This window comes from Acidisarcina polymorpha (assembly GCF_003330725.1).
Lineage (GTDB): Bacteria > Acidobacteriota > Terriglobia > Terriglobales > Acidobacteriaceae > Acidisarcina > Acidisarcina polymorpha.
In genome coordinates this window covers 5,945,612-5,967,553 of sequence record NZ_CP030840.1, presented here as the reverse complement: position 1 = coordinate 5,967,553, position 21,942 = coordinate 5,945,612, and the positions used below count along the sequence as shown (strand labels likewise).

The 21,942-nt window shown below is 58.3% G+C and carries 17 protein-coding genes; 12 read left to right on the top strand and 5 right to left on the bottom strand.

Annotated elements, in window-relative coordinates; translation table 11 throughout:
• The first annotated feature begins 162 nt into the window (after positions 1-162).
• The 10 genes from ACPOL_RS25460 (at position 163) to ACPOL_RS25415 (ending at position 12,226) form a co-directional block, all read left to right on the top strand.
• Positions 163-603, top strand: a complete 441-nt coding sequence (locus ACPOL_RS25460) for an arginine repressor (RefSeq protein ID WP_114209542.1) — start codon at positions 163-165, stop codon at positions 601-603.
• Positions 603-1,691 (top strand): N-acetyl-gamma-glutamyl-phosphate reductase, encoded by a 1,089-nt coding sequence (gene argC / locus ACPOL_RS25455; protein WP_114209541.1) that lies wholly within the window; start codon positions 603-605, stop codon positions 1,689-1,691. Before ACPOL_RS25460 ends, argC begins: the two co-directional genes overlap by 1 nt.
• Before the next feature lie 129 nt (positions 1,692-1,820).
• Positions 1,821-2,603, top strand: a complete 783-nt coding sequence (gene argB / locus ACPOL_RS25450; protein ID WP_114209540.1) for an acetylglutamate kinase — start codon at positions 1,821-1,823, stop codon at positions 2,601-2,603.
• Complete coding sequence (locus ACPOL_RS25445) at positions 2,600-3,871, top strand: aspartate aminotransferase family protein (RefSeq protein ID WP_114209539.1); 1,272 nt, start codon at positions 2,600-2,602, stop codon at positions 3,869-3,871. The genes argB and ACPOL_RS25445 overlap by 4 nt, the downstream gene beginning before the upstream one ends.
• A 62-nt stretch (positions 3,872-3,933) precedes the next feature.
• Entirely contained in the window at positions 3,934-4,890 is a 957-nt protein-coding gene (gene argF, locus ACPOL_RS25440; protein ID WP_114211053.1) for an ornithine carbamoyltransferase, read from the top strand.
• A gap of 61 nt (positions 4,891-4,951) precedes the next feature.
• A complete protein-coding gene (locus ACPOL_RS25435; RefSeq protein WP_114209538.1) occupies positions 4,952-6,166 on the top strand; it encodes an argininosuccinate synthase in 1,215 nt (404 codons plus the stop codon).
• A complete protein-coding gene (gene argH, locus ACPOL_RS25430; RefSeq protein WP_236657025.1) occupies positions 6,163-7,614 on the top strand; it encodes an argininosuccinate lyase in 1,452 nt (483 codons plus the stop codon). Before ACPOL_RS25435 ends, argH begins: the two co-directional genes overlap by 4 nt.
• The gene (locus ACPOL_RS25425; protein ID WP_114209536.1) at positions 7,601-8,122 is read left to right on the top strand and encodes a GNAT family N-acetyltransferase; all 522 of its coding nucleotides are present in this window, start codon (positions 7,601-7,603) and stop codon (positions 8,120-8,122) included. Before argH ends, ACPOL_RS25425 begins: the two co-directional genes overlap by 14 nt.
• 86 nt (positions 8,123-8,208) lie before the next feature.
• Positions 8,209-10,860: a glycoside hydrolase family 31 protein gene (locus ACPOL_RS25420; RefSeq protein WP_236657024.1), complete on the top strand. Its 2,652-nt coding sequence runs from the start codon at positions 8,209-8,211 to the stop codon at positions 10,858-10,860.
• 34 nt (positions 10,861-10,894) lie between these two features.
• Complete coding sequence (locus ACPOL_RS25415) at positions 10,895-12,226, top strand: replication-associated recombination protein A (protein ID WP_114209535.1); 1,332 nt, start codon at positions 10,895-10,897, stop codon at positions 12,224-12,226.
• A gap of 9 nt (positions 12,227-12,235) precedes the next feature.
• Here the strand turns inward: ACPOL_RS25415 and ACPOL_RS25410 are convergent, their stop codons facing one another.
• Both ACPOL_RS25410 and ACPOL_RS25405 read right to left on the bottom strand, forming a co-directional pair.
• The gene (locus ACPOL_RS25410; protein WP_114209534.1) at positions 12,236-12,847 is read right to left on the bottom strand and encodes a thioredoxin family protein; all 612 of its coding nucleotides are present in this window, start codon (positions 12,845-12,847) and stop codon (positions 12,236-12,238) included.
• A 4-nt stretch (positions 12,848-12,851) separates the two neighbouring features.
• Positions 12,852-14,990, bottom strand: a complete 2,139-nt coding sequence (locus tag ACPOL_RS25405) for a protein-disulfide reductase DsbD family protein (RefSeq protein WP_114209533.1) — start codon at positions 14,988-14,990, stop codon at positions 12,852-12,854.
• A gap of 167 nt (positions 14,991-15,157) precedes the next feature.
• On the opposite strand from ACPOL_RS25405, the gene ACPOL_RS25400 reads away from it, so the two are divergent.
• Together ACPOL_RS25400 and ACPOL_RS25395 are read left to right on the top strand one after the other, a co-directional pair.
• A complete protein-coding gene (locus tag ACPOL_RS25400; protein ID WP_114209532.1) occupies positions 15,158-15,871 on the top strand; it encodes an HAD-IA family hydrolase in 714 nt (237 codons plus the stop codon).
• A 43-nt stretch (positions 15,872-15,914) separates the two neighbouring features.
• Positions 15,915-17,681, top strand: coding sequence for an ABC transporter ATP-binding protein (locus tag ACPOL_RS25395; protein ID WP_114209531.1), 1,767 nt, complete (start codon positions 15,915-15,917; stop codon positions 17,679-17,681).
• A 121-nt stretch (positions 17,682-17,802) separates the two neighbouring features.
• On the opposite strand, the gene ACPOL_RS25390 is transcribed toward ACPOL_RS25395, so the two are convergent.
• The 3 genes from ACPOL_RS25390 to ACPOL_RS33725 form a co-directional block, all read right to left on the bottom strand.
• The gene (locus tag ACPOL_RS25390; RefSeq protein ID WP_114209530.1) at positions 17,803-18,297 is read right to left on the bottom strand and encodes a flagellar export chaperone FliS; all 495 of its coding nucleotides are present in this window, start codon (positions 18,295-18,297) and stop codon (positions 17,803-17,805) included.
• A 44-nt stretch (positions 18,298-18,341) separates the two neighbouring features.
• Positions 18,342-19,724 carry a flagellar filament capping protein FliD gene (gene fliD / locus ACPOL_RS25385; RefSeq protein WP_114209529.1) on the bottom strand — a complete coding sequence of 461 codons (1,383 nt, stop codon included), beginning with the start codon at positions 19,722-19,724 and terminating at the stop codon, positions 18,342-18,344.
• Between the two features lie 268 nt (positions 19,725-19,992).
• Positions 19,993-21,606 (bottom strand): flagellin N-terminal helical domain-containing protein, encoded by a 1,614-nt coding sequence (locus ACPOL_RS33725; protein ID WP_161557566.1) that lies wholly within the window; start codon positions 21,604-21,606, stop codon positions 19,993-19,995.
• Between the last annotated feature and the right edge of the window lie 336 nt (positions 21,607-21,942).

Here is a 21,942-nt window from a genome sequence, read left to right as displayed (position 1 = left end):
ATGCTCTTCCTTGGTCTTCCGGGCGAAATGACGTAAATTTTGCTCCCGATCCTTGACTTTTTCTCTCTGCATATTTATACATGATGAAGTAGTTTTTATGCATGAAGAGATTCTGGACTGCGGCCCAAGTGGCCGCTTTTCTCATTAGGGAAATTAGCTGGAATGAAGCCGGAAAGACACACCGTGATTCGCGAGATCGTCGCATCAGCGCCCGTGGTCAATCAACACGAGCTGCGCCGGAAGCTCGTTCGTCGCGGCTTTGACGTGACCCAGGCCACGCTTTCCCGCGACATCCGGGAGATGCGTCTTTATAAAGGGCCGGGCGGTTATACGCTGCCTAACGGCGTCGATATGGAAGAAGACAACGAGCCGAGAGTTGAAGACGTACTGGGCGGTTTCGCGCTCAAAGTAAAGCAAGCCCAGAACCAGTTGGTTGTCATCACCACCCAGGGTGGGGCTCAACCAGTCGCGCTGGCGATTGATCATGAAGAGTGGCCGGAGATGGTAGGGACCATCGCCGGCGACGACACGGTCTTGATTATTTGTCCGGATAACAAACAGGCATCGAAATTGCTTGAACGCCTGGAAGAGATGATTCGCTGATGAGCACTCGAGCAATTCAAACCGCCGTTGTCGGGGTTGGGGGCTATGCGGGGATGGAACTGGCCCGGCTGCTATTGCACCATCCGCAGTTGAACGGAGCCCCTCCCGTCTTTGCCGGCAGAGGGACGAGCGCTGCTGAGGCATCCGGTGGGGCGCCAGGATCAGCCGTGCCTTTGTCTACGATTCATCCCCGGCTGATGGACAACAATGGCTCGGCCGGGCTGCTCGTCGAGCCGTTTTCCTGGAAATTATTCAAGTCGCGCGGCGTCGAAGTTCTCTTCCTAGCCACGCCTCACGAACAGTCGCGGGAATGGGTTCCCGAGGCGCTCGCACGCGGGATCCGGGTCATCGATCTGAGTGGCGCGTGGCGGTTGAATGAATCCGCCAACCGCGCAGTCTACAAGTTTGAAGACGAAGGTAAGCAAAGTACCGATGCGGTCCAGGCGAAGAGTGTTTACGGAATGCCGGAATTACATCGCGACGATATTCGCGGTGCGGAGCTGATCGCCAATCCAGGCTGCTATGCAACCTCGATCATTCTTGCGCTGAAACCGCTGGTTGCGAAGGGCTGGGTCGATCTGCAGAGGGGCATTGTCTGCGACTCGAAGTCAGGGGTTTCGGGCGCGGGCAAAGCCCCGACGGCAAAGACCCACTTCATGTATGCCGCGGACAATCTTTCCGCCTATGGCGTCTTCGGGCATCGGCATACCGGTGAACTCCTGGAGCAACTCGAACTGCAACCGGAACAGATTGTCTTTACCCCGCATCTGTTGCCGATTCCCCGGGGTATTTTATCCACGATTTACGTCTGGTTTAAAGAGGCGATGGACGCGGACCGAATCAAAAGCTGCTTTGATAACTTTTATGCGGCTAGTCCGATGGTGCGGGTCTTCAGTGCTGGCAATTTGCCGCAAATTCAATACTCGGCTTATACCAACTTCTGCGACATCGGCTTTCAACTGGCGAAGGATGGCAAACGGTGCGTCCTCGTGTCGTGTCTCGACAACCTGCTTAAGGGAGCTGCAGGACAAGCAGTTCAGAACTTGAACCTGATGTACGGATGGAATGAAGCAGAGGGACTGGTCTAGAGCAGAAGTATGCAGGCCGTCATGGGCCGGGGAGTTGCTCTTCAGGCGGTTCTTAGAGAGCTTACGGAACCGATCCTCCACGTTAAAGAATCGTAGTTCTGGTCTAACTCGCCAGTAAGGAGTGGGACAATGAAATTTGTCGTGAAGCTGGGCGGTGCGGCCCTGGAAGATCCCGAAATGCTGCATCGCTGCGCGCAGGCGGTTGCGGAGTTGGCTCGGGATGGTCATCAAGTGGCCTTAGTGCACGGCGGCGGTGTTCAGCTGACTCGGACGTTGAAGCAGATGGGCAAGCAGAGCGAGTTCATCGCCGGTCTGCGGGTGACGGATGCCGTCACCCGCGATACCGCATTGATGGTGCTCGCCGGGCATGTCAACAAATCGCTGGTCGCGTCGCTGGGCGCGCACGGCCAGTCTGCTGTCGGACTTTCCGGCGGCGACGGACTGATCTTTCGAGCGCGCAAGAAGCGTACCGCCCCGGACTTGGGCTTTGTCGGCGAGATCGTCGCCTCCGACCCGCGCTGGCTCGAAGCAATCTGGAAGATGGGCTCTGTCCCGGTGCTTTCGAGCATGGCGCTCGGCTTCGACGGCGAATACTACAACATCAACGCCGACGAAATGGCGGCCGCCTGTGCGATGAGTTGCAACGCCGACGCTCTGGTCTTTCTGACCGATGTCCCTGGGGTGCGCGGCGCCGATGGCGACGTCCTGCGTTGGCTCAATATCGACCAGATCGCCGTTCTCGCTAAGGATGAAGTGATCAGCGGCGGCATGTTGCCAAAGCTCAGCGCCTGCCGCGAAGCACTCTTGCATGGCGTCAAGCGAGTCAGGATCCTGCCGGCGGCGGAAGCGGGGGTCCTGTCCGACCTTTGCAGCGCAAGAATAACCCAAGGAACCGAGGTGATGGTGGCATGAGCTCCCCACGCAAGGAAATGGAACAACTAAAGGCAGCGGAGGCCAAACTCCTGCTCTCGACCTATGAGCGCAACCCTATTCTTTTTACTGGCGGCGAAGGCGTCTATCTGGAAGATGAACAGGGCATCCGATATCTTGATCTGCTGAGCGGCATTGGCGTCAATGCGCTCGGTTATGGCCATCCGGCGATCGAAGCGGCCATCGCGGCGCAGAGCAAGAAACTTATCCATATCTCGAATCTGTTTTTTCATCCCGGACAGGCAGAGCTCGCCCTGCGGCTGACCGAGATGAGTGGACTGGATCGCGCTTTCTTTTGCAACAGCGGCACCGAGGCATGGGAAGCGGCGATGAAGGTGGCGCGCGCCTATGCCGGTCTACTGCGCAATGAGGGTAAATCCATCGGTACGAAGTTCCTCGCGATCGAGAACAGCTTCCACGGCCGGACCTTCGGCTCCGTATCGACGACTCATAAGGCCAAGTATCGTGAACCATTCGGTCCGGTAGTGCCGGGTGTCGACTTCGTGCGCTTCAACGATGTCGATGACCTTCGCGGCAAGTTCTCCACCGACGTTTGCGCCATCCTTCTGGAACCGATTCAGGGTGAGGGCGGGATTCGGCCGGTGTCCCAGGAATTCTTTGCTGCGGCCCGCGAGTTGACTCAATCGACAGGTGCACTGCTGATCGCGGATGAGATTCAGTCCGGACTAGGTCGCACTGGCAAATGGTTTGCCTACCAGCACTATGGCATCCAACCGGACATTACGACTCTGGCTAAGCCGCTGGCTGGTGGCTTGCCACTGGGCGCCATGCTCTGCACCGAGGGAGTCTCCCGCGCCATTCACCCGGGGATGCACGGCACGACCTTCGGCGGAGGCCCGCTGGCCTGCGCTGTCGCCATCGCTGTGATCGATACTATTAAGGCTACCGGCCTTTTGGACCACGTCACAGCGACCGGCGCTGCCTTCAAAGAGGGATTGGCTGCATTGCAAGCGAAACACTCCTCTATAGTGGACGTCCGCGGCGAAGGGCTGATGCTGGCGGCCCAGTTGAATTCGGCAGAGCTCGCCAAAAGCGTACTGGCGCAGATGTTCGACCGTCACATCCTGATCAATCGGACTGATGAGACGGTGCTGCGCTTCCTGCCGCCATTTATTCTTCAGGCCGAGCACGTACAAGCAGCCCTCCATGCGCTCGATGAGATCCTGATGGGCATTGAAGTCGCTACGAACCAGCAGTCGCACGAGACCGTTTCCCAGGGAGGCCGATAGTGGCTACGAAAATTCTTGAATTAAACACCACTGTCGCCAGAGAAGATCCTGCTTTCTCCTCAATGGCTGCGTCGCTTGAGGGTCGAGACCTATGCTCTATTGCGGACTTCTCTAGCGACGAGCTTGCCGCAGTGCTTCAGCTCGCGCACCTGGTCAAAGCGCGGCCGCAAGACTTCCGCTGGGCGCTCGATGCCAAGCAGTTGATCATGTTCTTCGAAAAGGCTTCGCTTCGAACCCGAGTCACTTTTGAAACCGCAATCAATACTCTCGGCGGCTCGGCAATCTTTGTCGATCAGACGCAATCGCCCCTTGGAGAGCGTGAGTCTCTCGCCGACATGGCTCGTAATCTCGAACGGTGGGTGAGTTTGCTCGTGTTGCGTACCTATTCGCACGAGACAATCACCGAGATGGCGGAATATGCCACCGTGCCGGTGATTAATGCGCTTAGCGACCTCGAGCACCCATGCCAGGCGCTCGCTGATTTTCTGACTCTCGAAGAGCGGTTCGGCAGCGTACGCGGTTTGAATTTCACCTATGTGGGTGACGGCAATAATGTGTGCCATTCACTGTTACTGACTGCTGCGCAGCTGGGCGCACATTGCCGAATTGCGACTCCGAAGCACTATGCTCCGCAGGGAGCGATTGTGGCCCGCGCGGAAGCGATCGCTGCAACAACAGGGGCAACGCTGGCTTTGATGAACGATCCTATTGAAGCAGCGACTGGCGCAGACGCCATTTACACCGATGTCTGCACCAGCATGGGATCAGAACACGAGGCGATGAAGCGCGCACCCATCTTCAAGCCTTATCAGGTGAATGAAGCGCTCATGGCAAGGGCTTCGGCTGACGCGGTCTTCATGCACTGCCTGCCGGCCCATCGCAATGCTGAAGTGACGGACGCCGTGCTCGACGGGCCGCAATCAGTAGTCTTTGAACAGGCAGAGAACCGGATGCATGCTCAGAAGGCATTACTGCTTCTGCTGGCGGGGGGCGTAACCGGTCAGGCGTTCCACAAGTAGCAATTTTGCAAGCAGGAATGCCTCATCGAGGCGACAGCCTGCACTCTTGAAGGAGTTATCGATGGCAAAGAAAGTTGTTTTGGCATACTCGGGCGGTCTGGACACTTCGATCATCATTCCCTGGCTGAATGAGAACTACGGAATGGATGTGATCGCCATGGTGGCCGATGTCGGGCAAGGCGAAGATATTGACGCAGTTGTCGCCAAGGCCTACGAAACCGGCGCCAAGAAGGTCGTGGTCCGCGATCTGCGAGATGAGTTCGTTCGTGACTTTGTCTTTCCGACGGTGAAAGCAGGCGCTATCTACGAGCACAAGTATCTGCTCGGGACCTCGATCGCGCGTCCCGTGATCGCCAAGCATCAGGTCGAGGTCGCCCTGGAAGAAGGGGCGGAGGCCGTAGCCCACGGTTGCACCGGCAAGGGGAACGACCAGGTCCGCTTCGAGCATGCCTATCAGGCTTTAGCACCAGAGCTCAAAGTGATTGCGCCATGGCGCGAGTGGACGTTGAAGTCGCGGGAAGATTGTCTGGACTATGCCGAAGCGCATGGAATTCCAGTGGCGGCGAGCCGTGAAAAGATCCACTCGCGCGACCGCAATCTCTGGCACGTGAGCCATGAGGGCGGCGAGCTTGAGGATGCCGGCAACGCTCCACTTGCCACCACCTGGACAATGACCAAGAGTCCTCAGGAGGCCCCTGACCGCGAAGAGTCGGTCGAGATCGGCTTCGAACGTGGTGTGCCTGTCTCCGTCGATGGCATGAGACTCGAGCCCGTTCAATTGGTTGAACTGCTGAACGAGATCGCCGCTCGCAACGCCGTCGGCCGCATCGATCTGGTAGAGAATCGCTTCGTCGGCATTAAGTCGCGCGGCCTTTACGAGACCCCGGGCGGCACGCTCATCACCACCGCGCATCGTGAGGTTGAGGCGCTCACCTTAGACCGGGAGGTAGCCCACTACAAGGAGCAGGTTGCGCTGCGCTACGCCGAGATCGTCTATTTCGGCCTATGGTTTACCCCCTTGCGCGAGGCGCTCGATGCTTTTGTCGAGAACACCCAGCAGCTTGTCACCGGCTCCGTGAAGCTTTCTCTTTATAAGGGAAATGTCACCGTCGCCGGGCGCGCGAGTGAGTTCTCGCTTTATTCGAATGAGCTGTCGTCCTTCACGATGGGCGACACTTACGATCAAAAGGATGCCAAGGGATTTATCCAGATCCTCGGGCTCCCGGCGCGAACTCGCGCTCGTCTCCTCCACAGCAAGAAAGAGGTACTTAAGTGAAGATGTGGTCGGGGCGCTTTCGCGAACCACTCGATCCTTCCTTCGATCACTGGCAGCGTTCGTTGAGATTCGATTGGCAATTGCTTGTGCAGGAAGTCGCTGCCAGTAAGGCGCACGCGCTCGCCTTGTGTGCGGCCAATATCCTTACTGATTCAGAAGCATCAGCAATACGGCAGGCTCTCGACGGCATTCTCGGGCAATACCACGACGCGAAGACTGGCGGAACGGGATGGGTTCGAGACCATCCCGACGCTGAAGACATTCATCATTTCGTCGAGTTGCAGCTCAGCGCGAGGATCGGCGACCTGGCCCTCAAACTCCATACGGGACGCAGCCGCAACGAACAGATTGCCACCGATCTGCGCCTCTACAGCCGCTCAAGCATCGAGCTCCTGTGCGAAGATCTTGCTGCGTGGGGGAGGGCCCTAATCCGCCAAGCGCGCGCAGCGGACGGCGCGGTCATGCCGGCGTACACCCATTTGCAGCGGGCCGAGCCGGTTCTCGTCGCCCATTGGCTACTCGCTTATGTGGAGATGCTGTTGCGCGATATCTCCCGGCTGCAAGACTGCGCCCGGCGCATGGATCGCTGCCCCTTGGGATCGGGCGCGGTGGCCGGGGCGACGCTCAAGCTCGATCGCAGCATTACTGCTCGCGAGTTGGGTTTTGCGGCGCCGACCGCGAATAGCATGGACGCGACCAGCGATCGCGACTTCGTGCTTGAGTATCTTCAAGTACTCACTCAGATTGGCTTGCATGCGAGTCGATTTGCCGAGGAGATCACTCTTTACGCAACAGCGGAATTCGGTTTTATTGAACTGCCAGAAGCATTTTCCACGGGATCGAGCGCGATGCCGCAGAAGAAAAATCCTGATCTGACCGAATTAGTGCGCGCCAAGGTCGGCCGCCTTCACGGAGCAGCAGAGACCGTAACCCTGCTACTGAAAGGGCTCCCGCTCGCCTACAACAAGGACATGCAGGAAACCCAGGAGCCCGTCTTCCAGGCTACTGCCGTTGCCCATCAGATGCTCCTCGTACTCGCGCCCTTCAGCGACGCGCTGCGCTTCCGCACCGAACGCATGCGGGCTGCCTGCGAGAGTGGGTTTCTAAATGCAATGGCCGCGGCTACATATTTGGTTTACAAAGGAGTGCCCTTCCGCAAAGCTCACGAGAAAATCGGGAACGCAGTGCGGTATTGTCTCGATAAAGGGTGCGAGTTGGGTGATCTCTCACTCGCGGAGTTGAAAGAGTTCGGCGTGGAATTCGACACAGACTTTTTTGCCAGCATTACTCTGCAAGCAACTCTCGACTGCCACGATGTCGTCGGCGGAACTGCGACCCATCGGGTGAAGGACGCTCTCCGTGATGCGGCCCAGCGGCTAGCAGCATTGCAGGGGGGCATGGCACAGACCGAGATTTCGGCCGAGGAGATCCTTCATGCGGGTGCGTAAGGCTAAACTTCCCGACGCCTCCAACATTTATCACCTGGTCAATAGCCTCTCAACGGATGGAACGCTGTTGCGGCGCGGCTTTGCAGAGATCTGCGAAAATGTTCGCGACTTCGCCGTCGCGGAGACCGATGACGGGGACTTCCTCGGCTGTGGTGCTTTGCATCTCTATGGGCCTCATCTGGCTGAGGTGCGTTCGATCGTGGTGGATCCCGAAGCGCAACGTCACGGTGCCGGCGCCAAGCTGCTCGATGCTCTGATCGATGAGGCGGAAGACAATGGAGTCAATTCTGTATGCTTGTTCACCAGAATTCCAGACTTCTTCCTACGCCATGGTTTTCGCATCGTGGAGGACCGGACCGCGCTCCCCGACAAGATCTACAAAGACTGCCAGAGCTGCCCGCGACTCTATCGCTGCGATGAGGTAGCCATGGTGCGCGGGGAGATCCCGAATGTCTCTATCCTGGGGCCGAGGATCGCCGCTGAGCGCCTCGTCCAGCTTGCCGGCTAGGCAGTCCAGCCTCCCGAATTCGGTCCGGGTTCTCACTTCCCTGGTTTTGCTCTAGTATGGCTGCTGGCCCAGGGACGGAGACTCGCATGATTCGCACGCGCTGGTTGGTTGGAAGTCTGATTCTCGCATACGCAGTGACCGCTTCGGCGCAACAGCCCACGACTGCGACACCCATCGCCATGCCCCCCTCGCTCGGCGAGCAGCAAGCACAGAATGGTCTTCCCACCAACGGCCAGACGGGCTCGGTGAGTGAGATATCAGAGTCGCGAATTCTGCCTAACGGTGTAGAGATTCGTTCTGGCCGCACAATCATGCGCGTCACCGCCTTGCGCGACGACATCTTACGCGTCCAGGCTGCCGTCACCGGCGGCCAGCCACTCACCGAGGACGGCAGCTGGGCTGTGCTTCCCGGGCTTCGAGAGAAAACAGTTGCCGTCGAGAGCACAAGCAATCCGAGCACCCTTGGCTTCCGCACCAAACTCCTCGACGTCCGCATCGATCGCGCCACCGCTCGCCTCGTCATCGCCGATCTGCAAGGCAACATCATCAACGCCGACGCGCTAGGCCACACCACCAACTTTCAGAACGGCTCCTTCCGTGTGTCGAAGACGTTGCCAAGTGACGAACACTTCTTCGGCCTCGGTGATAAGACCGGTCCTCTCGATCGCCGCGAGCAAGCCTTCTCCATGTGGAATACCGACGCTTTTGGCTTCCAGGAGTCGACCGACCCGATCTACAAGACGATTCCCTTCTTTCTCTCGATCGATCACGGTGTCAGTTATGGCATTTTTCTGGATAACACCTGGAGATCGAGCTTCGACTTTGGCCGATCGGAGAGGCTTGCCTACTCCTTTGGATCTGAAGGCGGCCCGCTTGACTATTATTTTCTTTATGGGCCAGAACCGAAGCAAGTCGTCGAAGACTATGCCTACCTGACCGGAGCTCCGCCGCTGCCGCCCCTCTGGTCATTCGGCTATCAGCAGAGCCGCTACAGCTATACTCCCGCGTCGCGTCTGCGGGAAGTTGCTGACCGGCTGCGCAAAGACAAAATCCCGGCTGATGTGTTGTGGCTCGATATAGATTTTCAGGACCGAAACCGCCCGTTCACGGTCGACCCAAAGACGTTTCCCAATATGCCGCAGCTGCTCGCCGACCTACGCGCACAGCATTTCCATACCGTTGCCATTACCGACCTTCATGTCGCCAAGGTCCCCGGGGAAGGCTATGCGCCTTACGACACCGGCATCGCGGGAGATCATTTTGTCCATAATCCCGATGGATCGGTCTTCTCTGGAGTCGTGTGGCCAGGCCCGAGCGTCTTTCCTGACTTCACCCAGCAGCAATCGCGTGCCTGGTGGGGCACGCTCTACAAACAGTTTGTCGGATACGGCTTCGCCGGATTCTGGAACGATATGAACGAGCCATCCGTATTTGATGGGCCGGGCAAGACAATGCCGCTAACGACCGTGCATCGGATCGATGAACCAGGCTTTGCCACAAGAACTGCGACCCATGCAGAAATTCATAATTTGTACGGCATGCAGAACGCCCGCGGGACCTATGAGGGCGTATTGAAACTAAATCCCGGCGAACGTCCGTTCGTGATGACTCGCGCCAGTTATTCCGGCGGTCAACGCTATTCCGTCACCTGGACCGGCGACAACTCGGCCACCTGGAACCATTTGCGGATGAGCACCTCAATGCTCGAAAATTTAGGGCTGAGCGGATATGCTTTTGCCGGCGCGGATGTGGGCGGCTTTGCCAATTCCCCGCAGCCGGCACTGCTGACGAAATGGCTTGAAGTCGCTGCCTTTCAGCCCATCGACCGCGATCACTCGGCTAAGGGCACTGCCGATCATGAACCATGGGTGAACGGGCCCGAGCAGGAAGCCTTGGTGCGCAAGTTCATCAATGCCCGCTATCGCCTGCTTCCCTACCTTTACACCGTCGCCGAGGAGACTTCTCGAACCGGCCTGCCAATGATTCGCCCTCTCTTTTTGGAATTTCCTCATGCGAACAAGGATGGCCATCCAGTCGATCTCGATGCCGGGGGAGAGTTCATGTTTGGCCCGTCGTTGCTGATCGCTCCGCCCGCTTACCCAGATACCCTCGACAAATATTCGCTCAATTTACCGGGTAACGGTTGGTACGACTTTTGGACCGGTAAGCAGCTCCCAGCCATTCCCTCCGAGGCTGAGCTCAAGGTCCTCTTCCAGGCCTCGCCAGATGGCTCGACCATGCAGTCCCCCGCTGCTCAAGCAGCCATGAAGGCGATCAACGCGAACCGCATCCAGCCGACCGAAGAAGAACTCCCGGTTTACGTCCGCGCAGGCAGTATTCTGCCGATGCAGCCGCTGGTTCAAAGCACCGAAGATGTCCCTCAAGGGCCACTGCAGCTACGCGTCTATCCCCCTGTTGGCTCAGGAGCGGCCTGTGCCGGGTCCATTTATCTCGACGATGGACACAGCTTCCGTTACCAGCAGGGCGAGTATCTGCGGGAAGAATTTACCTGCGCCAGAACGGCCGATGGAATCAGCGTGAAAGTCTCGCCCCAGCAAGGCAGCTTTGTGCCATGGTGGAAGCAGATGGAGATCGTCGTCTATGGCTGGCAGCAGGCTTCGGCCCACGCCAGCGTTGATGGTCAACGCATGAAAGCTCAAGTGGAAGCCACTGAGTCTGCCGTGCGTGTAGTGATTCCGGCGAGCGCTTCGGGCGTCGAAGTTGTGCTTACCCGGTAGCCGACTCGTGGCCAGAACGCGTACAAAAGAGGATATGAGCCTCTTCGGAGTGACGCCCGATCTGAAGCCTTCGCGACCCCCGGAGAGCGCTCCGCTTGCCGAGAGGATGCGGCCACGAACCCTTGACGAGTACGCAGGTCAGGAACATCTCGTAGCGCCGGGCAAGCCGCTTCGCATGCTGATCGAAACCGACGACCCGGCTTCCATCATCTTCTGGGGACCACCCGGCGTGGGCAAGACGACCTTGGCGAAGATCATCGCCGAACACACCCGCTCCAGCTTCATAGAGTTTTCGGCGGTACTCTCCGGAATCAAAGAGATCAAGCAGGTCATGGTCGAAGCGGAGAAGGCTTCGACTTTCGGCTCGAGGACGACGCTGTTCGTTGATGAAATTCATCGCTTCAACAAGGCCCAGCAGGACGCTTTCCTCCCCTATGTTGAGCGCGGGACGATCCGGCTCATTGGAGCGACCACCGAGAATCCATCCTTCGAAATCATCTCGGCGCTGCTCTCGCGTTGCCGTGTGTTTACGCTTCGTCCGCTGAGCGAAGGGCAGCTCATTTCTCTACTCCATCGCGCGCTCGAAGATCAGGAACGTGGCCTCGGCTCGCTCCGGCTGACGGCCGACGAGGATGCTCTCGCCGCGATCGTCTCCTATGCGAGCGGCGATGCACGCCTGGCCTACGGCGGATTAGAGGTTGCCGCGAAACTAGCGGCAGCGAAACCGGAAGCCCGCATCACGAGAGAGGTCGCGCAAGAGGCCTTGCAACAGCGAGTGCTGCTCTATGACAAGTCCGGCGAAGAGCACTACAACCTCATTTCAGCGCTTCACAAATCAATCCGGAACAGCGATGTCGATGCCTCGCTTTACTGGCTGGGGCGGATGCTGCAGGCGGGCGAAGATCCGATGTATGTCGCGCGCCGCATCATTCGCATGGCAGTCGAAGACATTGGCCTCGCGGCGCCGGAAGCCCTCAATCTGACCTTGTCTGCTCGCGATGCGATGCACTTTCTCGGCTCGCCAGAGGGCGATCTGGCTTTGGCCCAGGCCGTCGCGTATCTTGCGCTGGCGCCCAAATCGAATGCGGTTTATACCGCCTATGGCGCAGTGCTTGCGGATATTGAGCGGGAACCCGCCGCACCCGTGCCGCTCCATTTGCGCAACGCGCCGACTGGGCTGATGAAGTCGCTTGACTATGGGAAGGGCTATAAGTACGCCCATGATGAAGAGGGCAAGGTCGCCGAGATGCAGTGTCTGCCCGATAACTTGCGAGACCGGCGTTACTATCAGCCTACGCAGGAGGGCCGGGAAAAACTCCTCGCTGCCCGAATGGACGAGATTCGGCGACTTCGCGAAAAGGCGTGATCCGCAGCCTTACTCGCCGTACTTCACCGAGCAACCGTATGGCCGCGTATAGGTCGTCGTGACCGGCCCTCCGGCCATGGATTCGGTAAGCGCCTCCGAGACGTAGTTCTTTGCAAGCTTGATGTCGGCGACATCGGCGGTCGGGTGATCGTCGATGGCCCCCGCATAGATCACCTTCCCGCTCGGATCGATGACGAACATGTGGGGCGTGGTTTTGGCGTCGTATTCATGGCCAATCGTCCCCGTCGGATCAAGGATGGCGGCTGTGGGAGCTGCGTGAACCTTGGCGAGTTGGGCGTTCTCTTCGCTGGCTGTCACATAACCCTCCTGGCCTGGTGCGGAGGAGAGAATCGTCAGCCAGACGATTCCCTTCGCAGTCCATTGCTTCTGGAGAGACTGCATGTTGCCACTGGCATAGTGCTTGCGAGTGTAAGGGCAGTCACGATTCGACCACTCGAGGACGACGTACTTCCCCTTATAGGAGGAGAGTGTCTGGGACTTGCCATTACTGTCGGTACCAGTAAAATCGGGTGCCGGGTCCCCTATTCTCACGGCATAGGCAGCACTGCTAAGGACGATGAAGGCTGACAATACAGTCACGAGAAGTCCGATACGTCGCATGACCTCACTCCTTCGTAGAAAGCTTCGCCTGCTTACTTAGCTTGAGCTCGTCTAATGCGTCGAAGACGATGCCTGTGGTCAAAACCTCGGGCAGGATCTTCGGCTGATCCCCGCTGCCTCCCGGATAGAGAACATAGGTGGGAACGCCACTGCGTCCCAGCGCCGCCAGTGTCTGCGCAATGGTCTCGTCATGACGCGTCCAATCGGCCCGAACCAGAGCGATGCCGCTGTCGTGGAGACGCTTCTGAACATCTTCGCGATCAAGGACGACGCGTTCATTGACCTGGCAACTGAGACACCAGCTCGCCGTAAAGTCGACAAGGACCGGTTTGCCCTGGGCGCGGTAGCCGTCGATCAGTTGAGGCGTGAAGGCCTCCCATGTCGATGGCCCTTTTGCCGTAGCCGCGCTGGCCGATGAATCGGCATACTTCCGCGCAGCGTAAATGGGCAGCACAATTGCGAGTATCCCGACCAGGGCGGCCACGAAGGCGGCTGGCGTCTTTGCGGGCCAGCGCCCCAATACCCATCCGGAGATCGCCAGCAGGAGGAATCCGCCGAGCAGGCCGATCAGCGCGTTGATCCCAGCAGATTGGGCAAAGACCCACACTAGCCAAATCACGGTTGCAAAGAGGGGCACCGCAGTTGCCTGCTTGAGCACTTCCATCCATGCGCCAGGCCGGGGAAGAAAACGGGTCCAAGCAGGATTGAAGGACAGCAGTAAGTACGGCGCGGCAAGACCCAGGGCCAATGCAGTGAAGATCACGAATGTCACCGTCGCCGATTGGGCCAGGGCGAAGCCGGTCGCGGCTCCCATTAAAGGTGCGGTGCAGGGTGTAGCGACCACCATAGCCAGGACGCCGGTGAAGAAGCTGCCCGCGTAACCGCCGCGAGAGGCAAGTCCAGAGCCGGCATTGGTTAGAGTCAGGCCGATCTCAAACATGCCGGCGAGTGAGAGCGCCAGGAAAAAGAGGAAAAGTGCGATGACAGCGACAAATGCCGGTGATTGAAATTGGAATCCCCATCCGAACTGCTGTCCCCCTGCCCGCAGAGCGAGCAGTACCGCCACCACTGCCCAGAAGGAAACGATGATCCCGACGGTATAGACAAGTCCATGAGCGCGCATCCGGACGCGCTCCTCGCCGGAAGATTGCACCAGCGACAATCCCTTGATGAAGAGCACCGGAAAGACACAGGGCATTAAATTCAGGATGATGCCGCCCAGGAAGGCCAGGCCCGCGTATCTTAAAACCTCCGCAAAGTTAGTGCTCGAAGGCGCGGCGGCCAGGCTGCCAGGCTGAAATTGGACATCGTAAGATCGCCCATCCGGAAAGACCACCAGGCCATGAAGCGCGCTTAGGGTCGTCTTAAGATTCTCGTCCTTCTTGATATCGAGCTGAATTCCATCTTTCAGCGGCTTGATCAACTGCTTGGCAGGATTGTCGATCTGGCTTTGATCGTAGGGAAAGAATTGCGCAGAGGACTCTTGCCTTCCGGTTTTCATGACAACGCTAAAGCCAGTAGGCGTAGCCGCGAAAGATGCCTTGGCGTCTGGCGGCAGCGGCTGGGGAAGCTTCTGTTGATAGCTTTGGATTAATGCCTGCGAGGTGTCTTTGCCAGGATTTCCAGCAGCAGCAACGGTCAACGGCAGCGTCAGCTCCGCTTTGCCGGGTATGCATACTTCACGGCAGACGAGCCAGTTTACCTTCGCGGCGGCCGCGGGCAATGCGCCTGGCGGGAGCGAGGCGGCGGCGTGAAGCAGGATAGGAAAGACCACTTCGCCTTCGTAGCCGTAGTCCATCAAAGGACCTAGCGGCAACCGCTGAGGCGTTGGAAACTGCATCGGGTCAGCAGTGATGCCGGTGGGAAGAGTCCATCGGATGGCTGGCGGTTCGCCCGAATCCCCGGCATTCGACCAATAGACATGCCAGCCTTTGTCGAGCTTAAAATACAGTCCCGCATGTAAGGAGTCGCCGGGGTGAATGACATCTTTGGCGGTGATCAACTGGACAGAGAGGTGAGGAGCTTGTACCGCACCGGTGCTATCGAGGACCTTCGCAGGCGGAGCCTGCGCTCCGGCGCTGCAAGTCAACGCCAGCAGAACCTGCGCCAGCCAAATGTAATGTGTCTTGCCGTGTAGCCGCATGTCTCGCTCGCTTCCGTCTTCTATTGTAGGACGTGGCAGTACCAGGAAAATTACGCAAACGGGATGGCAGGCTGTGAATGCAGACCGTTCAAGCCGATCGCCACTCTTTAGCTTTTATTTCGTCATTAGTTTTTGTTACTTTTCAATGAAAGAAGCTGCGGATACAAATGGAACTTAAATCTCGATTTCCAGCGCGCCAAACCCTGCTCATCGATGCGGACGACACGCTTTGGGAGAACAACATTTATTTTGAACGGGCGATCGCGGCATTTATTTCGTGCCTGGATCATAAGGAATACTCCCCGGCTGAGGTCCGGGTGCAACTGAACCAGGTCGAACGAGAGACCATTTTATCGCATGGATACGGCGTTTCCAGCTTCCGTCAGTCCTTGATCACATGTTTCGAGCGACTATCTCATGAACACTTTACGGAGAGTAAACGGGAGCTGGTCAGCAGTTTCGCACAGTCCATCATTGATCAGGAGATAGAGCTTCTACCCGACGTTGCCGAAACCCTTGAGGAGTTGGCATCCCGGCATCGCCTCATTCTGGTGACCAAAGGCAACCAGGCCGAGCAAATCGATAAATTCCAGCGTTCGGGGTTGAGAGAGCATTTCACGGCGATCGAGATTCCGCGAGAGAAAGATCCGCAGGCCTATTTCGCGATCTGTGCCAAACATGAGCTTTCCCCTAACACGACCTGGATGATCGGCAACAGTCCGCGCTCGGACATAAATCCTGCCCTCCTGGCCGGTCTCCATGCCGTGCTCGTGCACCACCCCCATACCTGGGCGTTGGAGCATGAGGAGATCGATGAGGCGCCGCTGGGTCAGCACTTCTTGGAATTGACGAGCTTTGCCGCCCTCGCCGAGCACTTCTAAGTGACCGCGCGACATCTACCCGGATCAACTAAAATAGAACCAGATGCTGACCCTCATCCGCCCCTTGTTTCCCTATTTGCACCGCTACCGGCGGGATTTTTTCTGGGGCGGCCTCTCGATCATCCTGAGCAACCTGGTTGCGATCCTTTTCCCTCAAGTTGTGGGCATGGTGATCGACGGCCTCAATACGGGCGTCACCCGGCACAAGATTTTGATCTATGCGGGTATGTTGATAGCGGTCACGGGAGTCAAAGGCATCTTTCTATTCCTCTCCAGGCTGATCCTGATCGGCATTTCGCGGGATATCGAATTCGACCTGCGCAGCGACCTCTTCCGGCAGTTGGAAAGGCAACAGGCCTCTTATTACCACCAGCACCGGACCGGCGACATTATGGCACGCATGACCAACGACCTGAATGCGGTTCGCATGCTGCTGGGACCGGCCATCATGTACAGCGCCAATACCCTGCTCTTCTCGATAGGAGCGCTCTTCTTTCTGCTCAGGATCAGCCCCTTCCTGACTTTGGTCGCGTTAGTGCCGCTCCCTCTGGCGAGCATCCTGGTGCAGGCACTGGGCCGGAGAATTCATGACCGTTTTGAGCGCATCCAGGCTATGTTTTCGGAGATCTCCGCGCAAGCACAAGAGAACTTCTCCGGCGCTCGACTGATCCGAGCCTTTGCACAGGAAGAGGCGCAAGTTGCCTCCTTCGATCTGGCCAACCGGGAGTATATTCGGCGCGGTTTGAGACTGGTGCAAATGATGGGCATGCTGTGGCCGACGCTTGAGTTCATCCTCGGCCTGGCGCTTGCAATCACCTTATTGGTTGGCGGCCATGAAGTGCTGACTCACCGCATCACGGTGGGCGGCTTCGTCGCTTTCAATACCTACATGATGATGCTGACCTGGCCGATCATCGCCGTAGGCTGGGTCGTCAACCTATTCCAACGGGGCACGGCGTCGGTAACCCGCATTAACGAACTTCTCACCGAGATGCCGACCATCGACGACAAGGACGCCGACCCGAAGATTCCGCGGGATTTGAAGCTTCGTGGCGAGATCGAATTTCGCGATCTGAGCTTTGTTTATCCAACCGATGCGGAGAACCCGGTCGAGGTACTTCATTCCATCTCGCTGAAGATTCCAGCAGGCAGCAGCCTGGCTATCGTTGGTCCCACTGGGTCGGGCAAATCAACGCTGGTTAGCCTCATTCCTCGACTCTACGATGCCCCCGCCGGGAGTGTACTGCTCGACGGTCGCCCGCTGCGCGAATATCGCCTGGAGACGCTCCGGACTAATATTGGTTTCGTTCCGCAAGAGACTTTTCTATTTAGTGAGACACTCCGCGAAAATATCGCACTCGGAGTTCCCGGGGCAAGCGATGAGGCGATCTACCGCGCCGCTGAAGCGGCCCATATCCGCGAGGAGTTTGACGAGTTCCCGAAAGGCTTCCAGACTATGGTTGGCGAACGCGGAGTCACCCTTTCCGGGGGACAGAAACAGCGATCGGCAATTGCGCGCGCGGTGGTACGCGATCCCAGAGTGCTGATCCTTGACGACGCACTTGCGAGCGTTGATACCTATACCGAAGAGCAGATCCTCAACGAACTTCGCCGCATCATGCAGGACCGCACCACCATCTTTATCTCCCACCGCATTTCGACCGTTCGCCACGCCGATCGGATTGCGGTGCTGGTGGCGGGCAGGATTGCAGAATCCGGAACCCATGAACAACTACTGGCGCGCGACGGCTACTATGCCGGCCTTTTCCAGAAACAATTACTCGAAGAAGAACTCGCTGTAGCGACGTAGTCAGAACCAGAGCTGGGTTCGGCAGGAGAAGAGGGAGAGGTCGGCAAATTCGCTCGACAAGGCGAATTCGCTTGACACTGCGATATTCTCAATGCCCCCTGTTCTTCCAGCCTGATCGATACTACGCCATCCACTGACAGGATTCCGGCATAGTGCCGTCCCCGCTATCATAGTGGTCCGGTTTGGAACGTAGAAGCGGCAGCGCGGCACTAGAAATCCGCTCTTCGACGGTCTGCAGGTTCCGGGGAATCATCTTCTGAGCCGCAGGATCAAGAGCAACCTGCTGCCACGCTTCGCGGACATTACGAATACCAGCGATCGCCTGCAGCAGCTTGTCTTTAGACTCCTCCTGAGAACCCTGAAGCGCCAGGGCGAACATGGCGGTGTAGAAGTCGCTGAGTGCTCTGGCGGGCGAACCGCCAACATCCATCCACAAGCGGGCCTGCAAGTGAATCAGGATATCGAAGACTCGTTTGATCGCCCGACGACGCGCATGAACGTCGCCGCCTTCGATCGCCTCAATTGCGCGATGGAGAAAACGCGCCATCCCGTCATAAAGCGCGATGATCAATTCGATGCCGTTGAGCCCGGCGAGCGACTGCTGCTGATAGTTCATCTGGTACGGCCGCCTTATCTGTCAATGCTGGTTTGCTCTCCGGGTTAGGAGTGGGTCTGGTTGTATCCGGTGATCGCCGAATAAAGTTCGTTGACTTCCTGCAGTTGTTCGGGAATGGCTTGCAATTCCTGATTGGCAGTGTTCAGTTCGTTAGTGAGATTGGTCTTCTGAGTTGCGACCACAGCCTCTTCGTTGGAGACGTTCTTGTTCAGGGTTGTCTCTTCGCTCTTATCCTCAGCCAGAGCCAGATCCAGTGTTCCACTCGGATTGCTGCTGCTGAGGTTGTTCAGCAGCGTGCTGAAGGTCACCCCGAAGGTACCGGTATTCTGGAAGAACTCGCTAACGCCGCTGTAGTTGCTGTTAAGAATGGTGGTCAGAGTATCGGAATTGAGGGTGATCGTGCCGTTCTGTTGGGCTTCCACGCCTAGTTGGGCGAGCGAATTAATGGTTCCTGAGGAGTATTTGGAACTGAGCGCGCTTTGCAGTTGCTCCTGCAATCGAGCTAGGATCGGGCTGCCATAAAGCGGCTCAGGAGTTCCACTTGAGGTATTGCCTTCCTGGGCGGTGATGGCATTGATGGTGGTGTTGTAGTCACTGACGAAAGTAGTGAGGGCGCTGGTCACAGCGGAGGCATTGTTGGTGATCACAACTTGAACCGGTTCGCTCGGGGCATCGGCCAATAATTGGAAGGTTACCCCGGGAATCGCGTCGGAGACAGTGTTAGTTCCACTCGTGACGGTGAACCCGTCAACCTTAAGCGAGGCATCCACTCCAGCCTGGATGGTGGTCAAGGCCAGGGCGGGGCTCCCCGTCGTTCCGACATTTTTAGTACCGTCAACAAGCGTGCTGCTGACGGTCAGCTGGCCCGCCACGCCCCCGGTGCCGCTGACGATCGAAAGGCGGGAGCCGTTGGTATCGGTAATCACATTGGCGGTGACGCCGATGCCGGCCGCGTTAATGGCTGCCGACAATCCGGCCAACGTCTGGGTCGAGCCGACGTTGATAGTTTGCGCGGTCCCGCTGCCGACCTGAATGGCCACCCCTCCAGTGAGTACATCGGTGGTGCCGATCTCGGCGGTATCCGCCGTAGACGTTTGGGCTAGACTGTTGACGAGGACGGTGTGGGTTCCAGCCACCGCCGTGCTGCTCGCCGAGGTCAAGGTGAGCACACTCGTATCCGAGCTTGAGCCCTCTTTGTTGGCCAGCACCCCGGCCGGATCGGTGAGCGTCTGAATGTCGGCACTGAGTGTCGAAAGATTGCTTCCTAAGCTAGTGAAGACAGCGTCCTGAGCAGTAAAGCTGGTCAGCTGAGTCTTCCACGGGGTCTCCACGTGCTCGAGATTTGAAACGATTGCTGCCACCGTCGTGGTCACATCGAAACCGGCGCCACCGGTCGGATTCCCGAAGCTTATCCCCACCGTACCCATAGATTCTCCTTTGTCCCTCTGCCTGTATTCAAGTCAAGAGCCACCTATGCAGAGAAAGAATTAGTTTTTTTTTTAGAACCGCTGGATCGCTGGAGGACTCCGCGAACTCTATCGACCCGGCCCGGGTTTGGTGAGCCATCGCCAGAAAATATGGCGGATTTTAGGCCAGTTTCGACCCATCCTCCGCCATCCAGTAGTTCCTTCCCTTTTGCCTGGCTCGCATCGATCTGCTGCCCGGCGTGCCCCATGAAGAACTGCTCCCGTGGGACTATTGCAGCAACTTCAAGACCTCCTGTTGTACGCTGTTGGTCTGGGCGAGTGCCGAGATGCCGGTCTGGCTTAGAATCTCGTATTTGGACAGGTTCGAGGTGGCTTGGCCGTAATCGGTGGCGCTGATCGAGTTCTGCGCGGCGGTCACGTTCACGTTCTGGGTCGACTCCACTTCCGAGACCGCGGTTAGGGTGTTGATGTTGGCCCCCACCGCTCCGCGCTGGTAAGAGACGTCGTTGATGGCGTTGTAGATGGCGGTCAACGCGCTCGCCGCCCCCGTGGAGGTGCTCAAGCTGGTGCCGCTAAGCGTGGCGCCGGCGCTTGGCGACCCTGAGCTTGAAGCCGAAGAGGCCAGAATATCGTTGACCCCGCCGTTGATGGTGAAGTCAGCCGCCGAACCGCTGGCTGAAGCGGTGTAGGCGACGTTATTGCCGGTCACGGTAGCGGCGATCGTTCCCGCGCCGGCGCTGGCGGCCGCGGTGACGATGTTGGCGTCCAACTGGGCTAGGGTGTCGATTCCGCCCGTCCCGGTGAAGATGACGTTGGTGGTGACGGCATTGGCGCCGGTGCCGAAGGTGACGCTCAGCCCGCTGTTGGTGAAGGTGTCGGCGGCGCTGTGGGCGTTGATCGAGTAGGTCTGCGAAGCCGACGCCGCATAATTGACGGTGTCTGCGCCCGCTGTGCCGTTGGCGGCCGCAAGCGCGCCGCTCGACGCTGTCACGGCGCCGGCGGTGGTGTCCTCCAGAGTGCTGGTGCCCAGGACGATCGCATTGGCGACCCCGGCGGTGCCAGCGGTGATGGTGATCGCCGCGCCGCCGACCGCGGTGGTGCCGCCGGTGTCGGCGGCGATCTGCGCATCGAGTGCAGCGACCGTCTCGCCGGTGGTGCCGGTGTTGATGGTGTAGGCGGTCGAGCCGGCATATAACTGCAGGGTGCCGATCACGTTGTCGGTCGATGCCAGGGTTCCGGTGAGTGTCAAGGTGGAGACGCTCTTGACCGCTGCAGTATAGGTGGCCGCCGCCGCGCCTGCCTTGGTGAGCAGCGGGGCCAGGCTCGCCGTCGAGCCGGTGCCGCTGCTGGTGCCCGGCGCCGTGACGCCGACGCCGCTGGTAGTGCTCAGCGTTCCAACTCCAACGTTGTAGCTGTTGGTTCCAGTCGTGGTGCCGTCACTGGTGAAGATGTTGCTTTGCGCACTGGAGAAGACCGCGTTGCCGTTGAATTCCGTCGAGCTGCCGATGGTGTTGATCTCGCTCAGGATGTCGCCGTATTCCTGCTGAGCGGCAGCGCCCTGGGCGCTGTCCAGAGTGCCGTTGCCCGCCTCGGTGGCCAGGGTGATGGCCCGATTTAGCAGGCTGTTGACCTGCGACAGAGCGCCATCGGCGACCTGCAGCAGCCCGACGCCGCTGGTGGCGTTCTGCGAAGACTGGGTGAGCGCCGCCTCATTGGCCGCCAGCCCGTTGCTGATGGAAAGGCCGGCCGGATCATCCGCGCCGGAGTTGATCCGCGATCCTGAAGACAACTGCTCCAGGGTCTTCTGCAGGTTGGCCTGCGTGGTGGACAGGTTGTTCTGCGCGTAAATTGCCGAGATGTTATTTAGGACACCCAAAGACATGTCATTGCTCCTTGATGCGTGAGATTGATTCCTCTTATTGCCTTGCTTTGGGTTCCTGACCAGATGCCGTAATTTTGCTCTGGGTCACTTAGCGGAAGGAACCGCGTTACCCACTGCCTTCATCGGCGACCTTCTGGAGCACTTTAGGTGCCAAAGTTGAGCTGCGGAGGGATAAAGCTGGTTGCGACCCGAGCAGTTCCGTTTTGCAGATGAGGAGTTGGCGGCGGCGCGCGTCCTCAGTGCAGCGAATAGCCAGCCACGGTGCCCTGCTTCGGCCTTAAGGATCTTTTTCGTTGCAGCAGGGCGTTCAACTACGTCAGCCTTCCGCAAGAATTG

Coding starts and splice junctions, on each gene's coding strand:
- ACPOL_RS25460 (WP_114209542.1), top strand. CDS start 163: ATGAAGCCGGAAAGACACACCGTGATTCGCGAGATCGTCGCATCAGCG.
- argC (WP_114209541.1), top strand. CDS start 603: ATGAGCACTCGAGCAATTCAAACCGCCGTTGTCGGGGTTGGGGGCTAT.
- argB (WP_114209540.1), top strand. CDS start 1,821: ATGAAATTTGTCGTGAAGCTGGGCGGTGCGGCCCTGGAAGATCCCGAA.
- ACPOL_RS25445 (WP_114209539.1), top strand. CDS start 2,600: ATGAGCTCCCCACGCAAGGAAATGGAACAACTAAAGGCAGCGGAGGCC.
- argF (WP_114211053.1), top strand. CDS start 3,934: ATGGCTGCGTCGCTTGAGGGTCGAGACCTATGCTCTATTGCGGACTTC.
- ACPOL_RS25435 (WP_114209538.1), top strand. CDS start 4,952: ATGGCAAAGAAAGTTGTTTTGGCATACTCGGGCGGTCTGGACACTTCG.
- ACPOL_RS25425 (WP_114209536.1), top strand. CDS start 7,601: ATGCGGGTGCGTAAGGCTAAACTTCCCGACGCCTCCAACATTTATCAC.
- ACPOL_RS25420 (WP_236657024.1), top strand. CDS start 8,209: ATGATTCGCACGCGCTGGTTGGTTGGAAGTCTGATTCTCGCATACGCA.
- ACPOL_RS25415 (WP_114209535.1), top strand. CDS start 10,895: ATGAGCCTCTTCGGAGTGACGCCCGATCTGAAGCCTTCGCGACCCCCG.
- ACPOL_RS25410 (WP_114209534.1), bottom strand. CDS start 12,847: ATGCGACGTATCGGACTTCTCGTGACTGTATTGTCAGCCTTCATCGTC.
- ACPOL_RS25405 (WP_114209533.1), bottom strand. CDS start 14,990: ATGCGGCTACACGGCAAGACACATTACATTTGGCTGGCGCAGGTTCTG.
- ACPOL_RS25400 (WP_114209532.1), top strand. CDS start 15,158: ATGGAACTTAAATCTCGATTTCCAGCGCGCCAAACCCTGCTCATCGAT.
- ACPOL_RS25395 (WP_114209531.1), top strand. CDS start 15,915: ATGCTGACCCTCATCCGCCCCTTGTTTCCCTATTTGCACCGCTACCGG.
- ACPOL_RS25390 (WP_114209530.1), bottom strand. CDS start 18,297: ATGAACTATCAGCAGCAGTCGCTCGCCGGGCTCAACGGCATCGAATTG.
- fliD (WP_114209529.1), bottom strand. CDS start 19,724: ATGGGTACGGTGGGGATAAGCTTCGGGAATCCGACCGGTGGCGCCGGT.
- ACPOL_RS33725 (WP_161557566.1), bottom strand. CDS start 21,606: ATGTCTTTGGGTGTCCTAAATAACATCTCGGCAATTTACGCGCAGAAC.